This window comes from Saccharopolyspora pogona (genome assembly GCF_014697215.1).
GTDB classification, from domain to species: domain Bacteria; phylum Actinomycetota; class Actinomycetes; order Mycobacteriales; family Pseudonocardiaceae; genus Saccharopolyspora; species Saccharopolyspora hattusasensis.
The window spans coordinates 3,982,360-4,002,588 of sequence record NZ_CP031142.1 but is presented as its reverse complement, the minus strand read 5'-3'; the positions used below and the strand labels follow the sequence as shown (position 1 = coordinate 4,002,588).

Sequence of the window (20,229 nt, the reverse complement as noted above, 5' to 3'; positions counted from 1 at the left end):
CCCAGTGCAAAAAGTCCCCCGGAAGGCAGGAGTCGACCCTCGCTGTCACGGCCGCTCGGCGGCGAGCAGGGACGTAGTGCCCTGGGCCGTCGGCGGCCGCCCCTGGAGCGTTGGCGACATCAGACGGGCAACGGCGAACCCCACGGGATCAGCCGACGGTGAGGTCGGGTGGAAAGGCTGGCGAGCATGGGAACGTCAGGTCGCCGGGACAGCACGCGGGTGCGGGTGGCCCCGGACGGGATAATCGCGTGCTTGTTCGACCTCGACGGCGTGTTGACCAGTACGGCCGCGCAGCACATGGCGGCTTGGAAGCAGACCTTCGACGCGTTCCTGCGGGAGCGGGAGCGCGAGCGGTTCCGGCCGTTCACCGAGGACGACTACCTCGAGCATGTGGATGGTCGGCCGAGGGCGGACGGGGTGCGCCAGTTCCTCGCCTCCCGCGGCATCACCCTGCCCGAGGGCACTCGCGACGACCCACCGACCGCGGACACCGTCCACGGGCTGGGCAACCGGAAGAACGAGGTCCTGCTCGCGATCATCCGGGAGGGCGGGGTGCACCCGTATCCGGGATCGGTGCGCTATCTGGAGGCGGTGCGGGACGTCGGACTCTCCGTCGGCGTGGTCACTTCTTCGGAGAACGGCGCCTCCGTGCTGGAGGCCGCTGGCCTGAGCCGGTTCGTGCAGGCGCGGATCGACGGCGTGGTGATCAACAGGGAACAGCTGCGCGGCAAGCCGGAGCCGGACTCCTTCCTGGCCGGTGCCCGGGCGCTCGGCGTCGCACCGGCCGAGGCGGCGGTGTTCGAGGACGCGCTCGCCGGTGTGCAGGCCGGGCGCACCGGTGGGTTCGGTTGGGTGGTCGGCGTGAACCGCACCCACGAGGCGGACGAGTTGCGGGCGCACGGCGCGGACATCGTGGTGTCGGATCTGGCCGACATCCTCGCCATGAAACCGGCGGCGCTTGGGAGGTGAAGCAGTAACGACCCGTCCGCAAGCCGGTTACGAGGTGGCCCCGTGGGAGCTGCGGTGGCGGTGGCTGGACCTGGACGCCTTGCGTCGGACCGAGTCCACCTTCGCGCTGTCCAACGGCCACATCGGGTTCCGGGGGTCGTTCGAGGAGGGCGAACCTCGCGGCCTGGCCGGCACCTATCTCAACGGCTTCTACGAGCGGCGACCACTCCCGTACGCCGAGGGCGGGTACGGCTACCCGGAAGACGGGCAGACCCTGGTCAACGTCACAGACGGCAAGATCATCCGGTTGCTGGTCGAAGACGAGCCGGTGGATATGCGCTACGGCTCAGCCCCGCACCACGAGCGGGTGCTCGACTTCCGCTCCGGCACGCTGCGCCGCGATACCGAGTGGGTCTCGCCGACCGGCCGACGTGTGCGAATCACCTCGGAACGACTGGTGTCGTTCACCCAACGCGCCATCGCCGCGATCCACTACGAGGTCGAACCGCTGGACGGGCAGGCGCAGCTCGTGGTGCAGTCCGAGCTGCTGGCCAACGAGCCGATCGAGCGGGAGCCCGACGACCCGCGGGTGGCGGCCGTCATGGCGGGAGCCCTGGTCTCCGACTTCGCCGTGGGCGAGGACAACCGTGCCGTGCTGAGCCACCACACCCGTCTGTCCGGCCTGCGCATGGCCGCCGCGATGGACCACGAGGTGGACGCCCCCGCAGGAGTGCGGACGGAGAACTGGACCGAGGGCGACCTGGCGCGGCTGACCGTGGCCGCCGAGGTGCCCCAGGGGCAGAAGCTGGCGCTGACCAAGTACGTCGCGTACGGCTGGTCGAGCCAGCGGTCTCCGCAGGCCCTGCGGGCGCAGGCCGAGGCCGCGCTGGCCGGGGCCCGGCAAAGCGGCTGGCGGGGCCTGCTCGACGAGCAGCGCGCCTACCTGGACGACTTCTGGGATGCCGCGGACGTGGAGATCGACGGCGATGCCGAGCTGCAGCAGGCGGTCCGGTTCGCGCTGTTCCACGTGCTTCAGGCCGGCGCGCGGGGGGAGAGCCGTGCGGTCCCGGCGACAGGCCTCACTGGTCCGGGCTACGACGGACACGCCTTCTGGGACTCCGAAACCTTCGTCCTCCCCGTGCTCACCTACACCGTCCCCGACGCGGCCAGGGAAGCGCTGCGGTGGCGACACTCCACATTGGACAAGGCGCGCACGCGGGCGGCGCAGCTCGGCCAGACCGGGGCCGCGTTCCCGTGGCGGACCATCGACGGCGACGAGTGCTCCGGCTACTGGCCGGCCGGCACCGCGGCGTTCCACATCAACGCCGACGTCGCCGACGCCACCGCCCGCTACCTTGCCGCCACCGGCGACAAGGACTTCGAGGCCGAGTGCGGGCTGGAGCTGCTCGTGGACACCGCGCGGCTGTGGGCGTCGCTGGGCCACCACGACGCGCACGGCCGATTCCGCATCGACGGCGTTACGGGCCCCGACGAGTACACCGCGATCGTCGACAACAACACCTACACCAACCTCATGGCCCAGAAGAACCTGCGCGAGGCCGCGACCCGCTGCGAGCAAAGCCCTGATCTGGCCAGAGAATTCGGTGTCAACGAGGAGGAGACCGCCTACTGGCGGGACGCGGCCGATCGGATGGTGGTGCCCTTCGACGAAACGATCGGCGTGCACCCGCAGTCCGAGGCATTCACCCGGCACGCCCCTGGGACTTCGACAACACACCCCCGGAGCACTACCCGCTGCTGCACTATCCCTACTTCGACCTCTAACGCAAGCAAGTGATCAAGCAGGCGGATCTGGTGCTGGCCATGTGGCTGCGCGGCGACGCGTTCACCCCCGAGCAGAAGGCCAGCAACGTGGCGTACTACGAAGCGCTGACCGTGCGGGACTCCTCGCTTTCCGCGGGCGTGCAGGCGGTGCTCAACGTAGAGGTCGGCCACCTCGAGCTCGCCTACGACTACTTCGCCGAGGCGGCCCTGGCCGATCTCTACGACATCCATCACAACGTGCCCCAGGGCCTGCACATCGCCTCGCTGGCCGGCGCCTGGATCGTCGCGGTCGCCGGGTTCGGTGGGATGCGCGACCACGACGGCAAACTCACCTTTGCGCCCCGGCTTCCCCCAGAACTCAGCCGCATCGATATTCGCGTGTGCTTCCACGACAGCAGGGTCTGCGTCACCATCAACCGCGACGAGGCGACGTACGAGCTGCGCCGCGGCGAGGCGGTGCAAACCTCGCATCACGGCAAACCGATCATGCTCGCCCAGGGCAGACCGATCACCCTCCCGATCCCGCCACCGCCGCAGGACGTCCACCGGTACTCGGGATGACCGGGGCGGCGCGAATCGAGCTGCCGGAACGACTTCAGATCGTCGAGGGCCACCGCGGGGCGGCCCAGCACCTCGTAGTCGGGATCGACCGCGCGCACGCCCGTCAGGTGCAGCAGCGACCAGAGCAGGGCGGAGGCGTGGCCCTCGGAGAGCACGAAGCGGTCGCGGTTCGGCCAGATGGGATCAGCGGGATCGAAGCGCAAGAACCGCTGCCACAACGTGTATGCAACAGGAGCCATGCCCATGGGAGTTCCGGGGTGCCCGGAATTCGCCTTCTGGATCGCGTCCATGCACAGACCGCGAATCGTGTTCACCGACAGCGTGTCCAGCTCGGTCATCGCTACGCCACCTCCGCGCTCGCGGTCTGCGCCTGTGCTGCGTCGACGAGCCTGGCCGAGAAGGGCGGCCCCGTCCGCGGTGTGGAGCCGCGGCCGCGCGATGGGGCGGGTCACCGGTTCGGAAAGAAACCGCCTAGACAAGCCAGATTCTCGGGTGTTCGACCGAGCGTGGGCCACCTCTCGGACGAGCGTAGGACTGCCCGCATCCGCGCTCAACTTTTCAGCTATATGTCCGAAATACCGAACGGGTTGTGGCTTTAGGCCCTTTCGATCAAGTGCCGAACCATCAACCGTGGCATGGAACCGAGTTCCCGCCGGAACGAATCAGCCTGGGCGCCGAGCTTGCGCGTGCGCTCAGCGCCCGGCCTCGGGCGGTCAGTCGGGTCACCTGGAGGACCGCTGCGGGGCGGGACGCGCGGACGGAAGGAGCCGGCCCATGCGAATCGTCGTGGACCTGAATCGCTGCCAGGCATACGCGCAGTGCGTGTTCCTGGCTCACGAAACATTCAGATTGACCGGTGAGGAGGCGCTGACCTACGAGCCGAACCCCGATGACGCCCGACGCCTGCAGGTGCAGCGAGCCGCGGCAGCCTGCCCGGTGCAAGCGATCGTGCTGGACCGCTCGGACGGTGCGGAGCGGAGCGTGACGTCATGACCATGGCGGCACCGATCGCGGAGTTGGTACGCGACTACAAGGCCAATGCCCGGATCGTCATCGTCGGCGCCTCACTGGCGGGACTGCGGGCCGCCGAAACCTTGCGCGCCGAGGGCTTCACCGGGTCTTTGACCATCATCGGGGACGAACCCTACGAGCCCTACGACCGCCCCCCGTTGTCCAAACAGGTGCTCAAAGGGTGGGTACCGGCCGACCACACCGAGCTGCCCCGCTTGCGGCACGTGGACGCGGACTGGCGTCTCGGGGTGGCCGCCACCGGGTTGGACCGGGACACCAAGCACGTGCGCCTGGCCAACGGTGACCAGGTCCCGTACGACCGAGTGCTGATCGCCACGGGCACCCGTGCGCGGCAGTGGCCCAACCCGACCGAGGCCGCCCTGGAGGGCGTGTTCGCACTGCGCACACGCGATCACGCCGCGCGGCTGCAACAGGCGCTGGCGGCGCGCCCGTCGCGGGTCTTGGTCATCGGCGCCGGGTTCGTCGGCTCAGAGGTGGCCTCCGTCTGCCGGGAACTCGATCTTCCGGTGACCGTCGCCGAGCGCGGCCCCGCGCCGCTGGTCGGCCCGCTCGGCGGAGTGATCGGCGAGATCGCCGCGGAGATGCAGCGTGACCACGGCGTGGACCTGCGCTGCGGCGTGGGCGTGTCGTCGCTGGAAGGCGACGCGAGCGGACACGTGCGGCGTGCTCAGCTCTCCGACGACACCACCATCGAGGCCGACATGGTGCTGGCCGCGCTGGGGTCGATCCGCAACGTGGAGTGGCTGGAGGGCTCCGGGCTGGCGGCCGGTATTTGGGGCGTCGGCTGCGACGCCGGCGGTCGCGCCTTCGACATCAACGGCGTGGTGACCGACAGCGTCTTCGTGGCCGGGGACGTGGCGCGCGCGCCCCACGTGCTCTACGAGTACGAGTTCCTCGCCATGGAGCACTGGGACAACGCCGTCCTCGGCGCGGAGGTCACGGCCCACAACATGGTGAACCTCGAACCCCACTACTACCCGCACCTGTTGCTGCCCGGCTTCTGGTCCGGTCAGTTCGGCGTCAACATCAAGTCCGTCGGCGTTCCGCCCTTCGGCGACGAGATCGCCTTCGTCCAGGGTTCGGTCAAGGATCGCCGCTTCGCCGCCGCCTACGGTCACCGGGGCCGCATCGTCGCCGCGGTCACCTTCAACCAGGGCAAATGGCTGCCGCACTACGCGGGACTGATCGAGCGATCGGCTCCGTTCCCGCCCCCGCCGTCGGGCTGGGATCAACCCGACGACCTCAAGCCGATCCCCGCTGAATTCCCGGAACACGGCGTCCCGACGGCGATACCGGACGTCGTCCTGACCGGACACGACCCGAGCGAGCGCAGAGCCGAGTTCCGCCCGCGGCGTCGCTGACTCGCCCTCGGGATCACGCGGGCACAAGAGGAAAGAGAACAGCACCATGAGCGAGGAAACCCCCTGGCAGCAGGTCCTCCGCCACGAAAACCGCGCCAATCCGTACCCGTTCTACGCCGAACTCCGCAAGACCCCGGTGGCGCGGCAGCCGAACGGCACCTACGTCGTCAGCACCTACCGAGAGGTCGTCTCGTTGCTGCACGACAACCGGGTCAGCTCGGATCCCACGAAGCGTCCCGGGACGGCCCCGGGCGCGGACCCGGCGGAGCCGGGGACCGAGACGATCACGGCGGCCGATCTGGAGCCGAGCATCATCGACTCCGACCCGCCCGAGCACGATCGGAACCGCAGCACGATGCTGCGACACTTCTACGGCCCTCCCCAGTCACCCCACCAGATCTCCGACCTGGACCCCGAGATCCGCCGCATCGTCGCAGGCCTGCTGGACAACATGAAAGGCAAGACCCGGATCGACGTCGTCGACGATTTCGCCTACCCCCTGCCGGTGACCGTGATCTGCAAGGTCCTGGGCGTGCCGCTGGAAGACGAACCGCGCTTCCACGCCTGGATCCGCGACGCCCTGGAAAGTTTCGACCTCGGCCCGGAGCCCACCTCCGAAGAGATCCAGCGCGAGGTGGCGGACGGCCACCGGGCCGTGCAGGAGTTCGGGGAGTACATCACCGAACTGCTCGACCAGTACGCCGAGCAGCCCGGCCCGGGCATGCTCTCGGCGATGGTGCACGACGACGGCCCGGAGGGTCGCATGTCCCAGGGCACGCTCGTCACCAATGCCGTGCTGCTGCTCTTCGCCGGGCACGAAACCACGGTCAACCTGATCGCCCACAGCGTGCTCACCCTGCTGCGGCACCCCGAAGCGCTCGAGAAGCTACGCCGCCGGCCCGAGCTGATCGTGCCCGGCGTCGAGGAGCTGCTGCGCTTCGAGTCATCGGTCCAGTTCTGGCACACCCGCTCCGCCCTCGACGACATCGAGATCGCGGGCACCACCATCCCGAAGGGCGCGCCGATCTTCCTGCTGTACGGCGCGGCGAACCGCGACCCGCAACGGTTCACCGATCCCGACGAGGTCGACCTCGAACGCCCCGACAACCAGCACCTCGGCTACAGCCAGGGCATCCACTTCTGCTTCGGCGCACCGCTCGCGCGACTGGAGGTTCAGGCCGCGGTTGGGGAGTTCGTCCGCCGCGTGCGGAACCCGCGGCTCGTCGAGGATCCGCCGCCGTACCGGCGCAACCAGATCTTCCGCGGTCCGCGCCAAGTCCCGGTCGACATCGACGGGATCACCGACTGACCCAGCTCGTATAGAAGCATCGAACAGCGCGGCGAAGCCGTCGGTATTGCCGCTTGGTCCGGCCATGTCCTAAAGAACCGACATGCGGGTCACCTCGTACGCCAACGTCGCGCCGATCGCGTTGATGTGCCCAAGTCGCTGCAGTGAACCAATCCGATCGGCGTGCGTGTGGGGACGGGAGCTGGTCTGCTGGTACGGGAAGCCGTCAGTGACTGTGCTCGGGAGAGATCCAGATGAGCCCCTATCGAGTCGCGCAGGTCGCCGCGGCTGGCGGACCGTTCGAGATCGTCGAGCGTGCGGCAGCGCATCCAGGACCCGGCCACGTGCGCATTGCTATCGAGGCGTGCGGGGTCTGCCACAGCGACTCGTACTTCATCGACGCCGCATTTCCGGGTGTCCGGTTTCCGTTGGTCCCTGGCCATGAGATCGCCGGGCACATCGAGCAGCTCGGTGAGGGAGTGCACAGCTGGTGGCAGGTGGGCGATCGGGTGGCGGTGGGCTGGTTCGGCGGCAGCTGCCACCACTGCACACCCTGCAGGCAGGGCGACTTCATCTGTGCGGCAACCTGAAGGTCTCTGGATGGGCCTACGACGGCGGTTTCGCCGAGGCGGTCATCGCGCCGGTCGACGCCCTGGCCCACATCCCCGAATCGCTAGCAGCCACCGATGCGGCGCCCATGGCCTGCGCAGGAGTAACGACGTACAACGGGCTGCGACGCAGCTCTGCACGGCCGGGCGACTTGGTAGCCGTACTCGGCATCGGCGGTCTGGGTCACCTGGCAGTGCGGTACGCGGTCGCCATGGGCTTCGAGACCGTGGCGATCGCCCGGGGAGCCGGGAAGGCGGACCTCGCCAAGCAACTCGGCGCGCACCACTACATCGACAGCACGGCCGGCACTCCCGTCGCAGAGGCGCTGCAAACCCTCGGCGGCGCCAAGGTTGTGCTGGCCACCGCCGCCAACGCCGATGCCATCACAGCGACCGTGGACGGGCTGTCCCACCGCGGCGAGCTGGTTGTCATCGGCGCGGCGCCTGAGCCACTGGGCATCAGCCCGAACCAGCTGCTCATGCGCGGCAAGATCGTCCGCGGCCACCCGGCCGGCACCGCACGGGACGTACAGGACACCCTGGCCTTCAGCGCGCTGCACGGGATCCGGCCGATGATCGAGCTTCTCCCGCTGGACCAGGCCAATGAGGCGTACCAAAAGATGCTCTCCGGTGCCGCCCGGTTCCGCATGGTGCTCACCACCGGCTGACATAGCAAGATCAATCAAGCCCGCGACAAACCAGGATGACGAGACGCAAGGACCTTCCGCGCTATGAGCGCGAGCCGCATCACTCCACTCTCGGCGGATCAGTCGGTGGCCGGATCGGCAGATCCACGGCCCAGCCATCGAAGGCTGCCTTGCCGGGTACGTGCTGGGTTTGCCGGATCCGGATCGACGTTGGGAGCGGGGCGTTGAGCCGGACAACCCAATTGCTGTGTGCAGCGCCGTCTCCTGCTCGATGATCTGGATCGGCTCTACGTGCGTGTCGCGGAGCACAGTGTGCTGGACGGCGAGCAGTGCCACCTCCAGGTCAGTTCGCCCTGGGCCGGTCGCCCGATGGTTTCTTCCGCCTTCCGGATCCGGTAATGCACGGTGTTCTTGTGCAGGACCTGTCGGCTGGCAGTAGCGGTGTAGCTGCAGCCGGAGAGCAGGAAGATCTCGGCCGCACCGCCGCCAGCGCTGGCCGGGCCGCGTCCTACCCGTCGTCTTCGTCCCGGCCGTCCTCGAAGACGAAGAGCGGTTTGGCGCCATGTGCGGGTGCTTCGGCGAACGAGATGGCTTCAGTGAAGCGTTCGAGCGGGAACGGCTTGCCTTGGGGGATGCTCAGCACTTCATCTGCGACGAGACCGCGAACCTCGGACAGCGCGCGCAGTGCGTCAGCAGGTGAGGTAGTGCCGAACCAGCGGTTCAGCCAGAAGCCGCGGACTACTTTGGTCTCGTAGATGACCGAGCGTGCCAGCAGCGGGATCGTCAGCGCTGCCGGGTCGGTCTGCCGGTGGGTGGAGAGAGCGCCGTAGACCACGACCTCTCCTCCTGGAGCCAGTGTCTGGGATATCTGGGCACCGACTTGGCCCGAGACGCAGTCGATGGCCTTGCGCACGCCGACCGGTCCTGCTATCCCGGCCACACGCTGCAACAGGTCCTCGTCCTCAGTGCAAATGACCTCTTCACCACCAAGCGCTTTGATCTCCTCAACGGCGTCGCGCCGCCGCACGATATTGATCGTGCGAATACCCAGATGCCTGGACAGCTGAATGACGAGTCGGCCGACGGTGGAGCCCGCGGCCGTCTGCAACAACCATTCACCCGGCTGTACGTCGAGTTCGCGAGTCACGAGGAGCAGCGCGGTCAATGGGTTGACCGCGAGTTGACAGGCGCTGGAGTCGCTCAGCTGATCGGGGACCGGCAGGAGCCTTCGTGCATCGGCAACACGGACCTCGGCCACGCACGCGTCGCCGGCTTCAACGGCGCCGGCCAGGCCGGCGTCGCTCCCTATCCGCTCAACGTGATCTCCGGACGACGCATCAACACCGGTATCGCCTTCCTCGGCGACGACGTGCGGATGCGGCCCAAACTCACGATCACGTCGCACGTGGAGATCGACCGCGTCCTGCTCGACGGCAACCGGGCGGCCGGTGTCGTGGACGCGGCGGGCATGCCCTACCGCGCCCGGCAGGTCATCCTCTCCGCCGGCGTCTACGGCAGCCCGGCGATCCTTATGCGCTCGGGCATCGGCCCCGCCGCGCACCTGCGCGACCTCGCCATACCGGTGCGCGCCGACCTACCAGTCGGTAAGGGCCTGCAGGAACATCCCTTCTACTACAACGTCTACGCCCTCAAGCCCGCGGCGAACAGCATGCATCCGGCGGCTGGCGCGATCCTGTGCGCCGCGTCGTCGGAAGCCGAGCCGGGCGACCTCGACCTGCACGTCTCCTCCCGTTGCGTGATCGATCTTTAGCGCTATGTCATGCGACAGTGTGAAGATCGTTCACCTACGTAGGCGTTTAGGATCTCGGACGACGCCACGGAACCCCCCCATCTGTGGCGAACGTGGCGTCTCGGCTTGAACCCCCAGCAAGCCGAGGCGCCACTCGAAGAAAGCGGCCCGCGCACTGATGAAGAGTGCGCGGGCCGCCTTCAAAGTTTGGGGGCGGGCGACCCCCCGACGTCGCCCGCCCACCCCCCGACTGCTTGGCGAGACTCCGACGCCTCACCAAGTACACATAACAACCGGTTTTTGCAGGTCAGCGTCACGCAACTAGAAACACTGCCTGTTCCTGTTCGGTCACACAAGAGGCAGGGCTAAAGAAATCCGGGGTTCTGAAGCACGCCTGCCACAAGCTCACCAAGTGCCCGCTCGTAGCGCTCTGGGTTGACCTGCCGACAGTCTGTAAGGACGAAATTGCCCCGCACCCGACCGGAGAACCGGAAGGATGCGGGGGCGGTTGCTTGGACCCGGCCTTGGCGTGCCGTGGCCGGGCGGCCGGAAGGTTACTCGGTAGCCGAGCCTGAGTCCATCGTGTAAACGGGCGGCTTGGCGGAGCCGAGCACGACCCGGGCCATGCCCCGCCCCCTCTGTCGCTATAAAACTGGTGGAAACGCTAGACACCCGGGTCTGATGATCATAGGGAGTCCGGTAAACATTGACAGAGTCGCGCTCACCCGCAACCTTGAAGGCCCGGCCGGATCACGCTGCTGAGGGCCTGGAGACCAGGCAGCGGACAGCCAAGGAGTCTGTGAAAATGCGTAGGCGCTGCCCCTCAAGACGTGTGCGCTGGGTTGCGGAGCCAGCGAAAGAACTCTAGATCCGGGCGCACCTCGGAACGCTGTCCCCAACGGTGCTCGTTCGGTGAGAGCGACCAGTGGGAGGACACGGTGACGACGGATCGCACCGCCGAGCCCGCCGATGGCGACGAGCAGGGTTGTGATGCGGAGACGACTCGTCGACGAGGGGACGAACCCAAGTCGCCGGATGACGAGCCAGCGACCAACGCAGCGACGGCGGGGGCGAGGTCGAGCAGCGACGAGAAGCCAACGGGGTGGGGACGCCCCCTCGGCTGGCGCTCCCCCTTCATCGCAGGCATGACAGCGGCGGCTGGCGTGGCCGTGACCTACGGCGCCGTCCAGCTGATCATCACCGCACGGCAGGTGCTGATCCTCATCGGGCTGGCCTTTTTCTTGGCGATGAGCTTGGAACCAACAGTGTCGTGGTTAGTACGACGCCGGCTGCCGAGATGGACCGCGGTGCTGAGTGTGCTGGTCGTTGTGCTGGGCGTGGTGGCCGGATTCCTCGCGGCGGCGATCCCGCCCCTGATCAGTCAAGCAGGCCAGTTCGCCGTGCAGGTGCCGGGATACCTGAGCAGCCTGCAAGACCCGCGGTCCGCGTTCGGTCGGCTCAATGCCCAGTTCGAGCTTCAACAGCGCGTGCAGCAGTTGCTCAGCGGACAAAGCGCAACGTTGGCGCAAGGACTGCTCGGGGCAGGACAGCTGTTGTTCGATGTGATTTCCGGATCGGTCGTGGTCGCAGTGCTAGTGGTGTACTTCCTGGCCGCGATGCCGCGCATCTGGCAAGCGCTGTACCGGCTGGTACCCGCAGACCGGCGGTCCCGCGCCACGCGGATCGGCGACGAAGTCTTCGTCCAGACCGGTGGGTACCTGCTCGGCAATCTGATCACCTCGCTGATCGCCGGGACGACCGCCTTCATCTGGCTGGTGATTTTCGGCGTGCCGTTTCCGCTGTTGCTGGCGGTGCTAGTCGCGCTTCTGGACCTGGTGCCGGTAGTTGGCACGATTACTGCCGGTGTGATCGTCTCATTGGTCTCCCTGACCGTGTCGGTGCCGGTTGCGTTGGCCACCGTGGGCTTCCTCGTCGTCTACCGGGTCGTCGAGGACTACCTTCTGGTTCCGAAGATCATCGGCCGGACCGTGCAAGTGCCTGCCGCCGCCACAGTCGTCGCCGTCTTGCTCGGTGCGGCTCTGCTGGGGGTCATCGGTGCATTGATCGCCATTCCCGTAGCTGCAGTGATCAGGCTTCTGCTGCGCGAGTTCGTGCTGCCTCGCCTGGACAGCGCGTGACGATCCAGCCCACAACACAGCCACCACTCCGGGTCAGAGATGTCCGAGCGGCGCAGAACGGTTTCGAAGCTGCAGCGCTGCCGCCGGCGTCAGCAACACTGGGGTTGCGATTGATCGACGCCAACACCGAGATGGGCACGATCGAACTCGCTTTCACCGCGACCGAGGACTTCACGAATCCTGCCGGCAACTGATGACGACTACCACTGTGACCCGCTCCGTCGGTCAGGCGATCAGCCGGGTCGAAGGCGGCGAGCATGCAGCACACTCCTAGTGTGCGACGGTCGGCCCACCCCGGCGTTTCATGAGATCGGCGGGCCCGATCTCAGGGGTGAAGCTTCTCGAGCGTGATCGGCAGATCCCGCACGCGTACACCCGTGGCGTGGTGTGCGGCGTTCGCGATCGCTGCCGCGGTCCCGACGATGCCCAGCTCGCCGATGCCCTTGGCGCCCAAGGGGTTGACGTACGGGTCCTCCTCGTCGAGGAAGCCGACCTCGATCGTGCCGACGTCCGCGTTGGTTGCGATGTGGTAGGTGGCGAAATCGTGGTTGACCACGTGCCCGAACCGGGAATCGACGACGCCCGCTTCGTGCAGGGCCATCGACAGTCCCATCGTCATGCCACCGAGCAGTTGCGAGCGGGCGGTCGTGGGTGCCCCCGTGCCCTGCGGCATGTCCCGGGAAACCGTCAAACGGTCCGATCTGGCCGGGCATGCCGGCTACGGCTACTGCGCCTCCCACTCCCGGTTCTACTGGGGCCTCAAGCTCTACCTGGTCTGCACCGGCGACGGCATGCCGATCATGTGGTGCCTGGCCCGCCCCAAAATCGGCGAACGCCAGGTCCTCGCCGCGCTGCTCGACCACAACCACCCACTCATCCGAGACGGCCAAGTCCTCTTGGCAGACAAGGGATTCTCCGGCAAATCCTTCAAGAAACTCACCGAGGAAAAGGCTGTGCGTCTGCTGCGCCCGGACCGCAAGGACGAGACCTATCGCAACGGCAACCTCGGTGGCGTACGCCAGTGGATCGAGTCAGTCAACCAGACCCTCAAAGGCCAACTCGGCCTCGAACACCACGGCGGCCGCACCCCAGCCGGCGTATTCACCCGCGTCGCCCAACGCCTGCTCGCCATGGCAGCCGGCATCTGGCACAACTTGACCACCGGCATGACCAGCAAACGATCACTCATCGCCTACGACCACTAACACCAACTTCACGGAATCAATCATCTAGGGTTCGCCTCTCCGCGGCGACGGGGCTTGGCCAGACAACTTCTTTGCCCTTGGGGGACGGAGCTGGGAGTTGGGGGCCTACACGCGGATTTTGCGGGCGAATGCCGCGGCCTGCCCGCGGGTTTGCACGCCAAGCTTGGTCAGGATGTTGGCCACGTGGAACTTGACGGTGTGCTCCGTGATGTACAGGCGTGCGGCGATGTCGCTGTTGCGACGGCCGGAGACCAGTTCGGCCAGCACCTCGAGCTCGCGCGGCGTGAGAACGTCGAGGGCCTTGAGATCCGGCGTGGGTGGCAGGGCGAGTGGGAGCCGGGCGATGACGGTGGTTCCCCAGTTGGGCACGGCGTCCACCGAGAACTCACCACCGAGCGCGTCGAGCCGTTCCCGCAGCCGGTACTCGGCAAGGGCTTGGGGAAACTGCGCCCCGTCCCCATTGGCACACACCGATATGTGGAGCTCTGCCTTGGCCACCTCCCAGCCGATGCGGATGCGGCTGGGAGAGGTGTGTTCCAGCATGATCAGCACGCAGCCGCGCAGCACACTCCGGGCGACCTCGGCGATCATCGAGGGAAGGAGGTGCTCGTCGTCGGGCGAGATGAGTTCGAGCTCGACGTCGCTGTGCCGGGCGGTGACGCGCAGCCGTTCGACGAGTGAGGCGACTGCCTCGCGGGCGTCGCGCTCGCCGGCGACCGGGGCGGTACGCAGGTCGGTCACGGCCGTGGATGCGATCGTGACGGCGAGGTCGCGCGCCGCGTCGGCGTGCAGGCGGCGGGAGCGCAGGGCCGCGAGGATCGCCATGACCCACGTCCAGACCAACGAGGCCGACCCGAAGAAGCGGGCCTTCACCAAGAAGGAACTGCACGACTTCTTCACCTGCTGTGATGACCAGGTGGCCCGCATCCGCGCGTTCGGACGTAAGGGCTGGCTGCCCGCATTCCGCGACGCGACGCTATTGAAGACGGCGTACGCTTTTGGCTTACGCCGCAACGAAACACGGATGCTTGACGCTGCCGACTTCGGCCGTAACGTCGCCGGGCCCGAGTTCGGCGAGTACGGGTTGTGCCGGGTCCGGTTCGGCAAGGCGAAGAAGGGTTCACCGCCGAAGCAGCGCAGCGTGATGACCGTCTGGGGCTGGACCCGCGACATTCTGGAGGAGTGGTTCGAGGAGATCCGGCCGCTGTTCGGGGCTGACGACAACCCGGCCGCCTGGCCGTCGGAGCGCGGGCTGCGCGTGGGCTGCCAGCGGTTGAACTCCCGCTTCATCGCCTACCGCAAGGAACTTGGCCTGGACGACGCGGTCGACTTCCATTCACTTCGAAGGTCCTACGTCACGCACCTGATCGAAGACGGCTGGGACCCGCGGTTCGTCCAGGAACAGGTCGGACACGAGCACGCCAGCACCACCTCGATCTACACCTGCGTGTCCTCCGATTTCCGTAAACGTACGCTGCGCCGCCACCTGGACGCCACGGTCACCGAGGCTCTGCAGGGACAGGAGGCGCCAGCGTGAAACGGAAGGTCGGTTACTCCTGGCGGTTGCGGGAAGTGATGGCCGCCAAAGGCATCTTCACCGCCACCGACCTGGTCCCGCTGCTGAAGGAACGTGGCATCGAGCTATCCGCCTCGCAGGTCCACCGCCTGGTCTCGGGCACGCCAGAGCGGCTGTCATTGCAGGTACTGTCCGCGTTCTGCGACATCCTCAGCTGCACCCCGGCCGACCTGGTCACCACGACCGCGGAGAACGCCGGCGTCCGCAGGACCGCCACCGATGACCAACCGGCACCACCGACCGTCACCAAGCTGCGGCCCCGCGCGGCCCGGATCCTGCCGGACGAATGAGCCCTGCCTACCGCACGCCCGAGCAATTCGAGCGCTGGCACAAACGAACGTGCGCCCGCTGCGGCCGGTTCGGCTGCTTCGCCGCTGTCTGGCCGGACGGGCCGGTCTGCAGAACGTGTGAATGCCGAGGTCTCCGCATCCGCGCCCGTTGCCCTGGCTGCGGCGACGAGCGGATTCTTCCAGGCATCCGGCCTGCTGACGGCACCGCGATCTGCACCCACTGCGCCGGTTTCCGGCCGTCCTATGCCTGCACCCGCTGCGGCCAGGAAAGCCAGCTACACGCTCACCGGCTCTGCACCCGCTGCACCCTCTCCGACCGGCCGGTCTCCTCGATGACGGCACCGGCCGCATCCGCCCCGAGCTGGTGCCACTGCACGAGAAGCTCGTCGCGGCGGACAACCCCCGAACCATGCTGAACTGGCTCGACGGACGCGCCACGAAACCAGGCGCGGCCGCAAACCTGTTGCGCGGCTTGGGAAGCGGCGAAATCGCCCTCACCCACGAAGCGTTCCATCATCTTCAGCCTTGGCGAGCCGCTTCCCATCTACGGGAACTGCTCATGGCCTGCGGACTGCTGCCCTCCATCGACAAGCAGATCTGCCTACTCGAACGATGGCTCGCCCACCACCTTGCGGGCATCACCGAGCCCGACCATGCACAGATCATCCGCCGGTTTGCCACCTGGGACATCCTGCCCAGGCTGCGAACCCGCGCAGAGCGCAAACCCGTCACCCCGGCCGCACGCACCTTCGCCGGGGATCAGATCAGGCGCGCCAACGCGTTTCTCTCCTGGCTCGCCACTCGCGAACGAAGGCTCGACGACTGCGGACAGGCCGATAGCGACGCCTGGCACGCCGAGCACAAACAGGCGTCCCGGTAGCAGACGCCGAAAAACCAACGGTTAGCTCGGAAGTGCTGGCTGCGGGCCCAATTCGGGATCGAGCGCGCGGTTGGTGCTGAGTTCGGGGACGTACTTGTAGATCGTGGAGCGGGACACACCGAGCAGCCGCGCGATCGAGGCGACCGTGTTGTCGGGCTCGGCGAGCAGGGCGCGGGCGTGGCGGACCTGCTCAGGTGTCATGGCCGGTGGCCGACCGAGGCGCACGCCGTTCGCCTTCGCGGCGGCCAGGCCCTCGCGGGTGCCGTCGACGATGAGTTCGCGGATGAACTCGGCGAGCGCAGCGAAGACGTGGAAGACGAGCCTGCCGCCAGGGGTGGTGGTGTCGAGGTTCTCGTGGAGTGAGGTGAACCGGATGCCGTGCTTGCGCAGTCCGCTGACCAGGGACAGCAGATCTTGCAGGCTGCGGCCGAGGCGGGAGAGCTCCAGCACGACGAGGGTGTCGCCCTCGCGGAGGTAGTCCAGGCAGGCCCACAGCTCGGGGCGTTCGGCGTTGCGGCCAGACAGCTTCTCTTCGAAGACCCGGATGCAGCCGGCGCCCGTGAGGGCGTCGACCTGGCGGCGCAGGTTCTGATCCGCGATGGAGACCCGCGCGTAGCCGACGAGGGCTCCACCGCCGATGGAGTCGAGCGGGTCGCCGTCGAGGACGAGTTCGGCCGGAGCATCGGACATCGGAGGCCCCTTTCATGATCACGGGCGCGCCGACTGTGCGACAAAGGGTGCCGACCGGGTTGTTGGACACTTCGGGTTCTCAACGCGTTTTTCCGACACGTCTTGGGCGGTCGGCGCCCGCGAACCGCTCTGTTGTTGATCATGTCGAGAAAGGTTCGATTCTCAACACCTGCCGCGTTGCCGGGTGGTCGTGGGGACTGGTGGCGGGCCTGGAGGTCGGAGCGCACGCTGAAGCATGCGGGACGAGGTCGAGGCGGCTCCAGTGCGCTGCCGTAAGTGCGGCCGGTGGCTCACGCGCACCGAAGCCCGTCGCCTGTGGTGCATCACGGCGACGATCCCCGCGTGTGGCAGCAGCGCGTCCGCACGACGCCTCGCGGTGCTTACGGGACCAGGAGCAGCCAGATGGCGACGTGGTGGCAGATCGCCGCCACCGACACCGCAGAGTGGAAGAACTCGTGGTAGCCGAATGTCGTCGGCCAGGGGTCGGGCCAGCGGCTCGCGTAGAACACCGCACCGGCGGTGTAGAGCAGCCCGCCGACCAGCAGAAGCACCAAGGCACTCGCCCCGGCGTTGTGCAGCAGGTCGCCCAACACGAACACCGCGACCCAGCCGAGCGCAATGTAGACGGGGACACCGACCCAGCGCGGCGCATGCGGCCAGGCGAGCTTGAGTAGTACGCCGGCGAGGGCACCTACCCAGACCACGGTGAGCACGACGGTGCCGACGTCCGGCGGTAGTGCCAGCATCGCGAACGGCGTGTAGGTACCCGCGATCAACAGAAAGATCATCGAGTGGTCGAAGCGGCGCATCCATGTGCGCGCATCGGCCGAGACCCAGTTTTTGAGGTGGTAGAGGGCACTGACTCCGAACAGGCCCAGCACCGTGGCCACATAGATCGCGATTCCGGCCGTGGCTGCGGCCGGGAGCAAACCCGCAGCCACCACGATCAAGGCCGCACCCGCGGCGAGGAACAGGACCAGCGATCCCAGGTGGATCCAGCCCCGCAGCTTCGGCTTGACAAGCGCGGCGGGTCGGCGGGAAGTGAGCACGCGAGTCACGGCCCGAGCATAAATAAGCCGGGCCAGGTCGGCGGGGTGGTGTTGACCACCACCGACGTGCGGTGCAGGACGTCTCGGCCGAGGGCGGCAGCTTGCTGCCGCGATTTCTAGGCCGGGTCGGGGTCGAACGGCGTGCGCAGCCGGCGCATGCCGGCATCGCTGTGGTCAGCGATCGGGTGGTGCTGCTCGGGGGTGGCCCGGGTGTGTTCGGGTTCGGCGAACTGGACCGGACTCACGGTGCTTGGAGCGCGGGTGCACCCACCGGCAGCCGGTACCCGGTCGGAGAACCGGTCGGGGGCCGGGCCGCCGCGGTGCTGGCGGCGCGGGCGGTGCAGTGATGTTGATGTGGTGATGGCATTCCTTCCTTGCCCCGTGGCCGATCCAGGATCGGTGCGGGCGGTGTGCGGACGCGGCGAGGCGGGGTGGATGCGCTCGCCGAAAGCACCGGTGGCTCCCCACCCGAGCGGGGGAGGAGCCACCGGAGAAACAGAGAGGGTTGTCAGACCACGCGCACGAGGTCGGCCTGCGGGCCCTTGGGGCCCTGGCTGACCTCGTAGGACACCTGCTGGTCCTCTTCCAGGCTGCGGAACCCGCCAGCATCAATCGCCGAGTAGTGCACGAACACGTCCGGCCCGCCGCCGTCCGGAGCGATGAAGCCGAAGCCCTTTTCCGAGTTGAACCACTTCACGGTTCCGTTGGTCATGTCTGTCTCCTCCTGGGAGCTGGGGGTAAGGCAGGCGACCACCCGGTGTGGACACCCGGGCCGGGGATCTCAGACGGCACCTACTCCAGCTGCGACCAAAGAAGAAAGCTCGCCCGCATCAACATCCTGCGAGCATGTGTAAACACGAACCCAGAAACAACGGCCACCACCGACCCTACACGCCACCCGGACGCCGCCAACCCGGACGCCGCGACGATCACCCAGCTGTGCGTGGCTTGGCGTGTTCGATGAGTGGGTCTTCGAGGCTGATGATTCGACACGCAGCAGCGAGCGGGGTGCCCTGGTCGACCCGCTGCCGGGCACGCCTGGCCCACCGCAACTGACGGCGGGAACAACGGCGATCCCCGCTCCCCGAGAGCTGCGGGACGATCAGCCCGCCTCCTCCACGGACAGTGAGAGACCACACCAGGGCAGGGGTGGATTTTCTGTATCAGCGACCACAGAAAATCCACCTCGGGCACTCGTGGGCGTCGACTACGTTGCAGCACCACCAGTAGCCCGGCGGCACGAGCACCTGGCCCCGCCGCGCGGAGGCCTGCACGTCGTCGATATCACGCTGGGCGATGTCGGCGGCTCGCAGCCCGGCGCAGGGCCGCGAGCCGGCGCGATGGGCCGATCCCGCACGGAGCCGCAGGGGATGGGCATGGCGGAAAGCCGCAGGTGAGCGGAGTTGCCTCACCCGATCGATGAAATCTGTGATCGCTGGAGTAGACATTCCCCGCTGGGTGTGTGTAATCTTCTGCTCGTTGCAAGAGAGAGAACGTAGGTGGCACGGGAGATGACGAACTACCCGTGAGCAAGTGCAAGACGGTCAGGCCTGCCGGCGCCGATCAGCGCAAGGGGCTCCGGTAGGTGACCAAGGACAGTCGGCAAGGCATGACCGGCATGTGCAAGAGGCCGGAGCCGACAGTCGCGGTGAGGGATAGGTAAGTCAGGAAACAGAGGAGAAGGGAAGGGTTGCACACCATCGGATCGCCTGCCTCCGGCTGAGTTGCGCCGGGCGGGTACCGCAGTCCCATCGGATTGGAAGGTGGTCTTCGGTTACGCGAACGCGATCCCCGCAGTCTCCGCCTCTAGTGCGGAGCACGCGGACACAGGAGGTCGATCTCACGGTCGGCTGATGGAAGTGGAACCCACAACCCTGGGGCCCCGGTGTCAAAGCACCGGGGCCCCTCTTGATGCGGAGGCGCCGATGACCCCAGAAACCCACGACCCGCAGACCGCGGACGAGAAGTTCGACGACGAGCACTACCCCGCCTACACCATGGGGCGCGCCGCCGAGATGCTCGGCACCACCCCGGCGTTCCTACGCAGCCTGGACGAGGCACGACTGATCGAGCCGCAGCGCTCCTCCGGTGGGCACCGCCGCTATTCCCGCTCCCAGTTGCGCCTGGCTGCTCGCGTCCGGGAACTCATCGACCAGGGCACCGGTCTCGACGCCGCCTGCCGCATCGTCACCCTGGAGGACCAACTTCAGGAAGCCCGCAACCTCAGTGGTCCGACGCCACCGTGACGATCTCACTGTCGAAACGCCTGGGCACCGCCTCCGGATCGGCGATCACCCCGACCGAACACGAAGGCGCCCACGACACGCTGCCCACCCTCGACGGAAGGCCCGCGCCGACCTGCGCGGTCGGACCGTCGCCGAGATCGAACGCGACCGCAACGTCGCCAACACCGTCCTCAGC

Annotated in this window: 22 protein-coding genes and 3 pseudogenes; 17 read left to right on the top strand and 8 right to left on the bottom strand. The window is 67.5% G+C overall.

Translation table 11 applies throughout. The features are described 5' to 3' along the window. Positions 1-186 precede the first annotated feature (186 nt). Both DL519_RS18015 and DL519_RS18010 read left to right on the top strand, forming a co-directional pair. On the top strand, positions 187-969 hold the full coding sequence (locus DL519_RS18015) for an HAD family hydrolase (RefSeq protein ID WP_190816487.1): 783 nt from the start codon (positions 187-189) through the stop codon (positions 967-969). After that, positions 959-3,294 (top strand): annotated as a pseudogene (locus DL519_RS18010) (glycoside hydrolase family 65 protein). The gene DL519_RS18015 and the pseudogene DL519_RS18010 overlap by 11 nt, the downstream one beginning before the upstream one ends. Here DL519_RS18010 and DL519_RS18005 read toward each other — a convergent pair. Then, positions 3,204-3,632, bottom strand: coding sequence for a hypothetical protein (locus tag DL519_RS18005; protein WP_223839187.1), 429 nt, complete (start codon positions 3,630-3,632; stop codon positions 3,204-3,206). The pseudogene DL519_RS18010 and the gene DL519_RS18005 sit on opposite strands and share 91 nt — an antisense overlap. Positions 3,633-4,068: 436 nt before the next feature. Between DL519_RS18005 and DL519_RS18000 the strand changes: the two genes are divergently transcribed. From DL519_RS18000 to DL519_RS17985, 5 genes are all read left to right on the top strand, one after another. Continuing rightward, on the top strand, positions 4,069-4,287 hold the full coding sequence (locus DL519_RS18000; RefSeq protein WP_190816485.1) for a ferredoxin: 219 nt from the start codon (positions 4,069-4,071) through the stop codon (positions 4,285-4,287). Continuing rightward, positions 4,284-5,687 carry an NAD(P)/FAD-dependent oxidoreductase gene (locus DL519_RS17995; protein WP_190816483.1) on the top strand — a complete coding sequence of 468 codons (1,404 nt, stop codon included), beginning with the start codon at positions 4,284-4,286 and terminating at the stop codon, positions 5,685-5,687. Before DL519_RS18000 ends, DL519_RS17995 begins: the two co-directional genes overlap by 4 nt. 46 nt (positions 5,688-5,733) lie before the next feature. After that, entirely contained in the window at positions 5,734-6,996 is a 1,263-nt protein-coding gene (locus DL519_RS17990) for a cytochrome P450 (protein WP_190816480.1), read from the top strand. Positions 6,997-7,229: 233 nt separating this feature from the next. Continuing rightward, the gene (locus DL519_RS50125; RefSeq protein WP_223839185.1) at positions 7,230-7,565 is read left to right on the top strand and encodes an alcohol dehydrogenase catalytic domain-containing protein; all 336 of its coding nucleotides are present in this window, start codon (positions 7,230-7,232) and stop codon (positions 7,563-7,565) included. Then, positions 7,466-8,251 carry a zinc-binding dehydrogenase gene (locus tag DL519_RS17985; RefSeq protein ID WP_223839183.1) on the top strand — a complete coding sequence of 262 codons (786 nt, stop codon included), beginning with the start codon at positions 7,466-7,468 and terminating at the stop codon, positions 8,249-8,251. The genes DL519_RS50125 and DL519_RS17985 overlap by 100 nt, the downstream gene beginning before the upstream one ends. A 266-nt stretch (positions 8,252-8,517) precedes the next feature. Here DL519_RS17985 and DL519_RS17980 read toward each other — a convergent pair whose 3' ends face one another. Beyond that, positions 8,518-8,694 carry a helix-turn-helix domain-containing protein gene (locus DL519_RS17980; RefSeq protein ID WP_223840311.1) on the bottom strand — a complete coding sequence of 59 codons (177 nt, stop codon included), beginning with the start codon at positions 8,692-8,694 and terminating at the stop codon, positions 8,518-8,520. Between the two features lie 44 nt (positions 8,695-8,738). Continuing rightward, positions 8,739-9,395 (bottom strand): zinc-binding dehydrogenase, encoded by a 657-nt coding sequence (locus DL519_RS17975; protein ID WP_223839181.1) that lies wholly within the window; start codon positions 9,393-9,395, stop codon positions 8,739-8,741. A 15-nt stretch (positions 9,396-9,410) separates the two neighbouring features. Between DL519_RS17975 and DL519_RS17970 the strand changes: the two genes are divergently transcribed. The 3 genes from DL519_RS17970 (at position 9,411) to DL519_RS17960 (ending at position 12,312) form a co-directional block, all read left to right on the top strand. Next, a complete protein-coding gene (locus DL519_RS17970; protein WP_223839179.1) occupies positions 9,411-10,001 on the top strand; it encodes a GMC family oxidoreductase N-terminal domain-containing protein in 591 nt (196 codons plus the stop codon). Between the two features lie 917 nt (positions 10,002-10,918). Next, positions 10,919-12,118, top strand: coding sequence for an AI-2E family transporter (locus DL519_RS17965; RefSeq protein ID WP_190816478.1), 1,200 nt, complete (start codon positions 10,919-10,921; stop codon positions 12,116-12,118). Continuing rightward, on the top strand, positions 12,115-12,312 hold the full coding sequence (locus tag DL519_RS17960; RefSeq protein WP_190816476.1) for a hypothetical protein: 198 nt from the start codon (positions 12,115-12,117) through the stop codon (positions 12,310-12,312). Before DL519_RS17965 ends, DL519_RS17960 begins: the two co-directional genes overlap by 4 nt. Positions 12,313-12,443: 131 nt before the next feature. On the opposite strand, the pseudogene DL519_RS17955 reads toward DL519_RS17960, so the two are convergent. Next, a pseudogene (locus DL519_RS17955) lies at positions 12,444-12,770 on the bottom strand (molybdopterin cofactor-binding domain-containing protein); the annotation flags it as partial. Between DL519_RS17955 and DL519_RS17950 the strand changes: the two are divergent. Continuing rightward, a pseudogene (locus DL519_RS17950) lies at positions 12,757-13,323 on the top strand (transposase); the annotation flags it as partial. The pseudogenes DL519_RS17955 and DL519_RS17950 overlap by 14 nt on opposite strands. Before the next feature lie 105 nt (positions 13,324-13,428). Here DL519_RS17950 and DL519_RS49425 read toward each other — a convergent pair. Then, a complete protein-coding gene (locus tag DL519_RS49425; RefSeq protein ID WP_317891377.1) occupies positions 13,429-14,148 on the bottom strand; it encodes a LuxR C-terminal-related transcriptional regulator in 720 nt (239 codons plus the stop codon). Here DL519_RS49425 and DL519_RS17940 point away from each other — a divergent pair. From DL519_RS17940 to DL519_RS46730, 3 genes are all read left to right on the top strand, one after another. Further along, positions 14,147-14,860: a tyrosine-type recombinase/integrase gene (locus DL519_RS17940; protein WP_223839177.1), complete on the top strand. Its 714-nt coding sequence runs from the start codon at positions 14,147-14,149 to the stop codon at positions 14,858-14,860. The two genes, DL519_RS49425 and DL519_RS17940, sit on opposite strands and share 2 nt — an antisense overlap. Then, positions 14,857-15,189 carry a helix-turn-helix domain-containing protein gene (locus tag DL519_RS17935; RefSeq protein WP_190816474.1) on the top strand — a complete coding sequence of 111 codons (333 nt, stop codon included), beginning with the start codon at positions 14,857-14,859 and terminating at the stop codon, positions 15,187-15,189. Before DL519_RS17940 ends, DL519_RS17935 begins: the two co-directional genes overlap by 4 nt. Positions 15,190-15,598: 409 nt before the next feature. Then, a complete protein-coding gene (locus DL519_RS46730; RefSeq protein ID WP_223839175.1) occupies positions 15,599-16,069 on the top strand; it encodes a hypothetical protein in 471 nt (156 codons plus the stop codon). A 21-nt stretch (positions 16,070-16,090) separates the two neighbouring features. On the opposite strand, the gene DL519_RS17925 is transcribed toward DL519_RS46730, so the two are convergent. Together DL519_RS17925 and trhA are read right to left on the bottom strand one after the other, a co-directional pair. Beyond that, on the bottom strand, positions 16,091-16,759 hold the full coding sequence (locus DL519_RS17925; protein ID WP_190816472.1) for a recombinase family protein: 669 nt from the start codon (positions 16,757-16,759) through the stop codon (positions 16,091-16,093). A gap of 380 nt (positions 16,760-17,139) precedes the next feature. Beyond that, the gene (gene trhA, locus DL519_RS17920) at positions 17,140-17,817 is read right to left on the bottom strand and encodes a PAQR family membrane homeostasis protein TrhA (RefSeq protein ID WP_397544953.1); all 678 of its coding nucleotides are present in this window, start codon (positions 17,815-17,817) and stop codon (positions 17,140-17,142) included. Positions 17,818-17,879: 62 nt separating this feature from the next. On the opposite strand from trhA, the gene DL519_RS17915 reads away from it, so the two are divergent. After that, positions 17,880-18,155 (top strand): hypothetical protein, encoded by a 276-nt coding sequence (locus tag DL519_RS17915; protein WP_190816470.1) that lies wholly within the window; start codon positions 17,880-17,882, stop codon positions 18,153-18,155. Positions 18,156-18,316: 161 nt separating this feature from the next. Here DL519_RS17915 and DL519_RS17910 read toward each other — a convergent pair whose 3' ends face one another. Continuing rightward, positions 18,317-18,520 carry a cold-shock protein gene (locus DL519_RS17910; protein WP_190816468.1) on the bottom strand — a complete coding sequence of 68 codons (204 nt, stop codon included), beginning with the start codon at positions 18,518-18,520 and terminating at the stop codon, positions 18,317-18,319. 484 nt (positions 18,521-19,004) lie between these two features. Here DL519_RS17910 and DL519_RS17905 point away from each other — a divergent pair, with 484 nt between their 5' ends. Continuing rightward, on the top strand, positions 19,005-19,205 hold the full coding sequence (locus tag DL519_RS17905; RefSeq protein ID WP_190816466.1) for a hypothetical protein: 201 nt from the start codon (positions 19,005-19,007) through the stop codon (positions 19,203-19,205). A gap of 528 nt (positions 19,206-19,733) precedes the next feature. Then, entirely contained in the window at positions 19,734-20,054 is a 321-nt protein-coding gene (locus DL519_RS17900) for a helix-turn-helix domain-containing protein (RefSeq protein ID WP_190816464.1), read from the top strand. Positions 20,055-20,229: the final 175 nt, after the last annotated feature.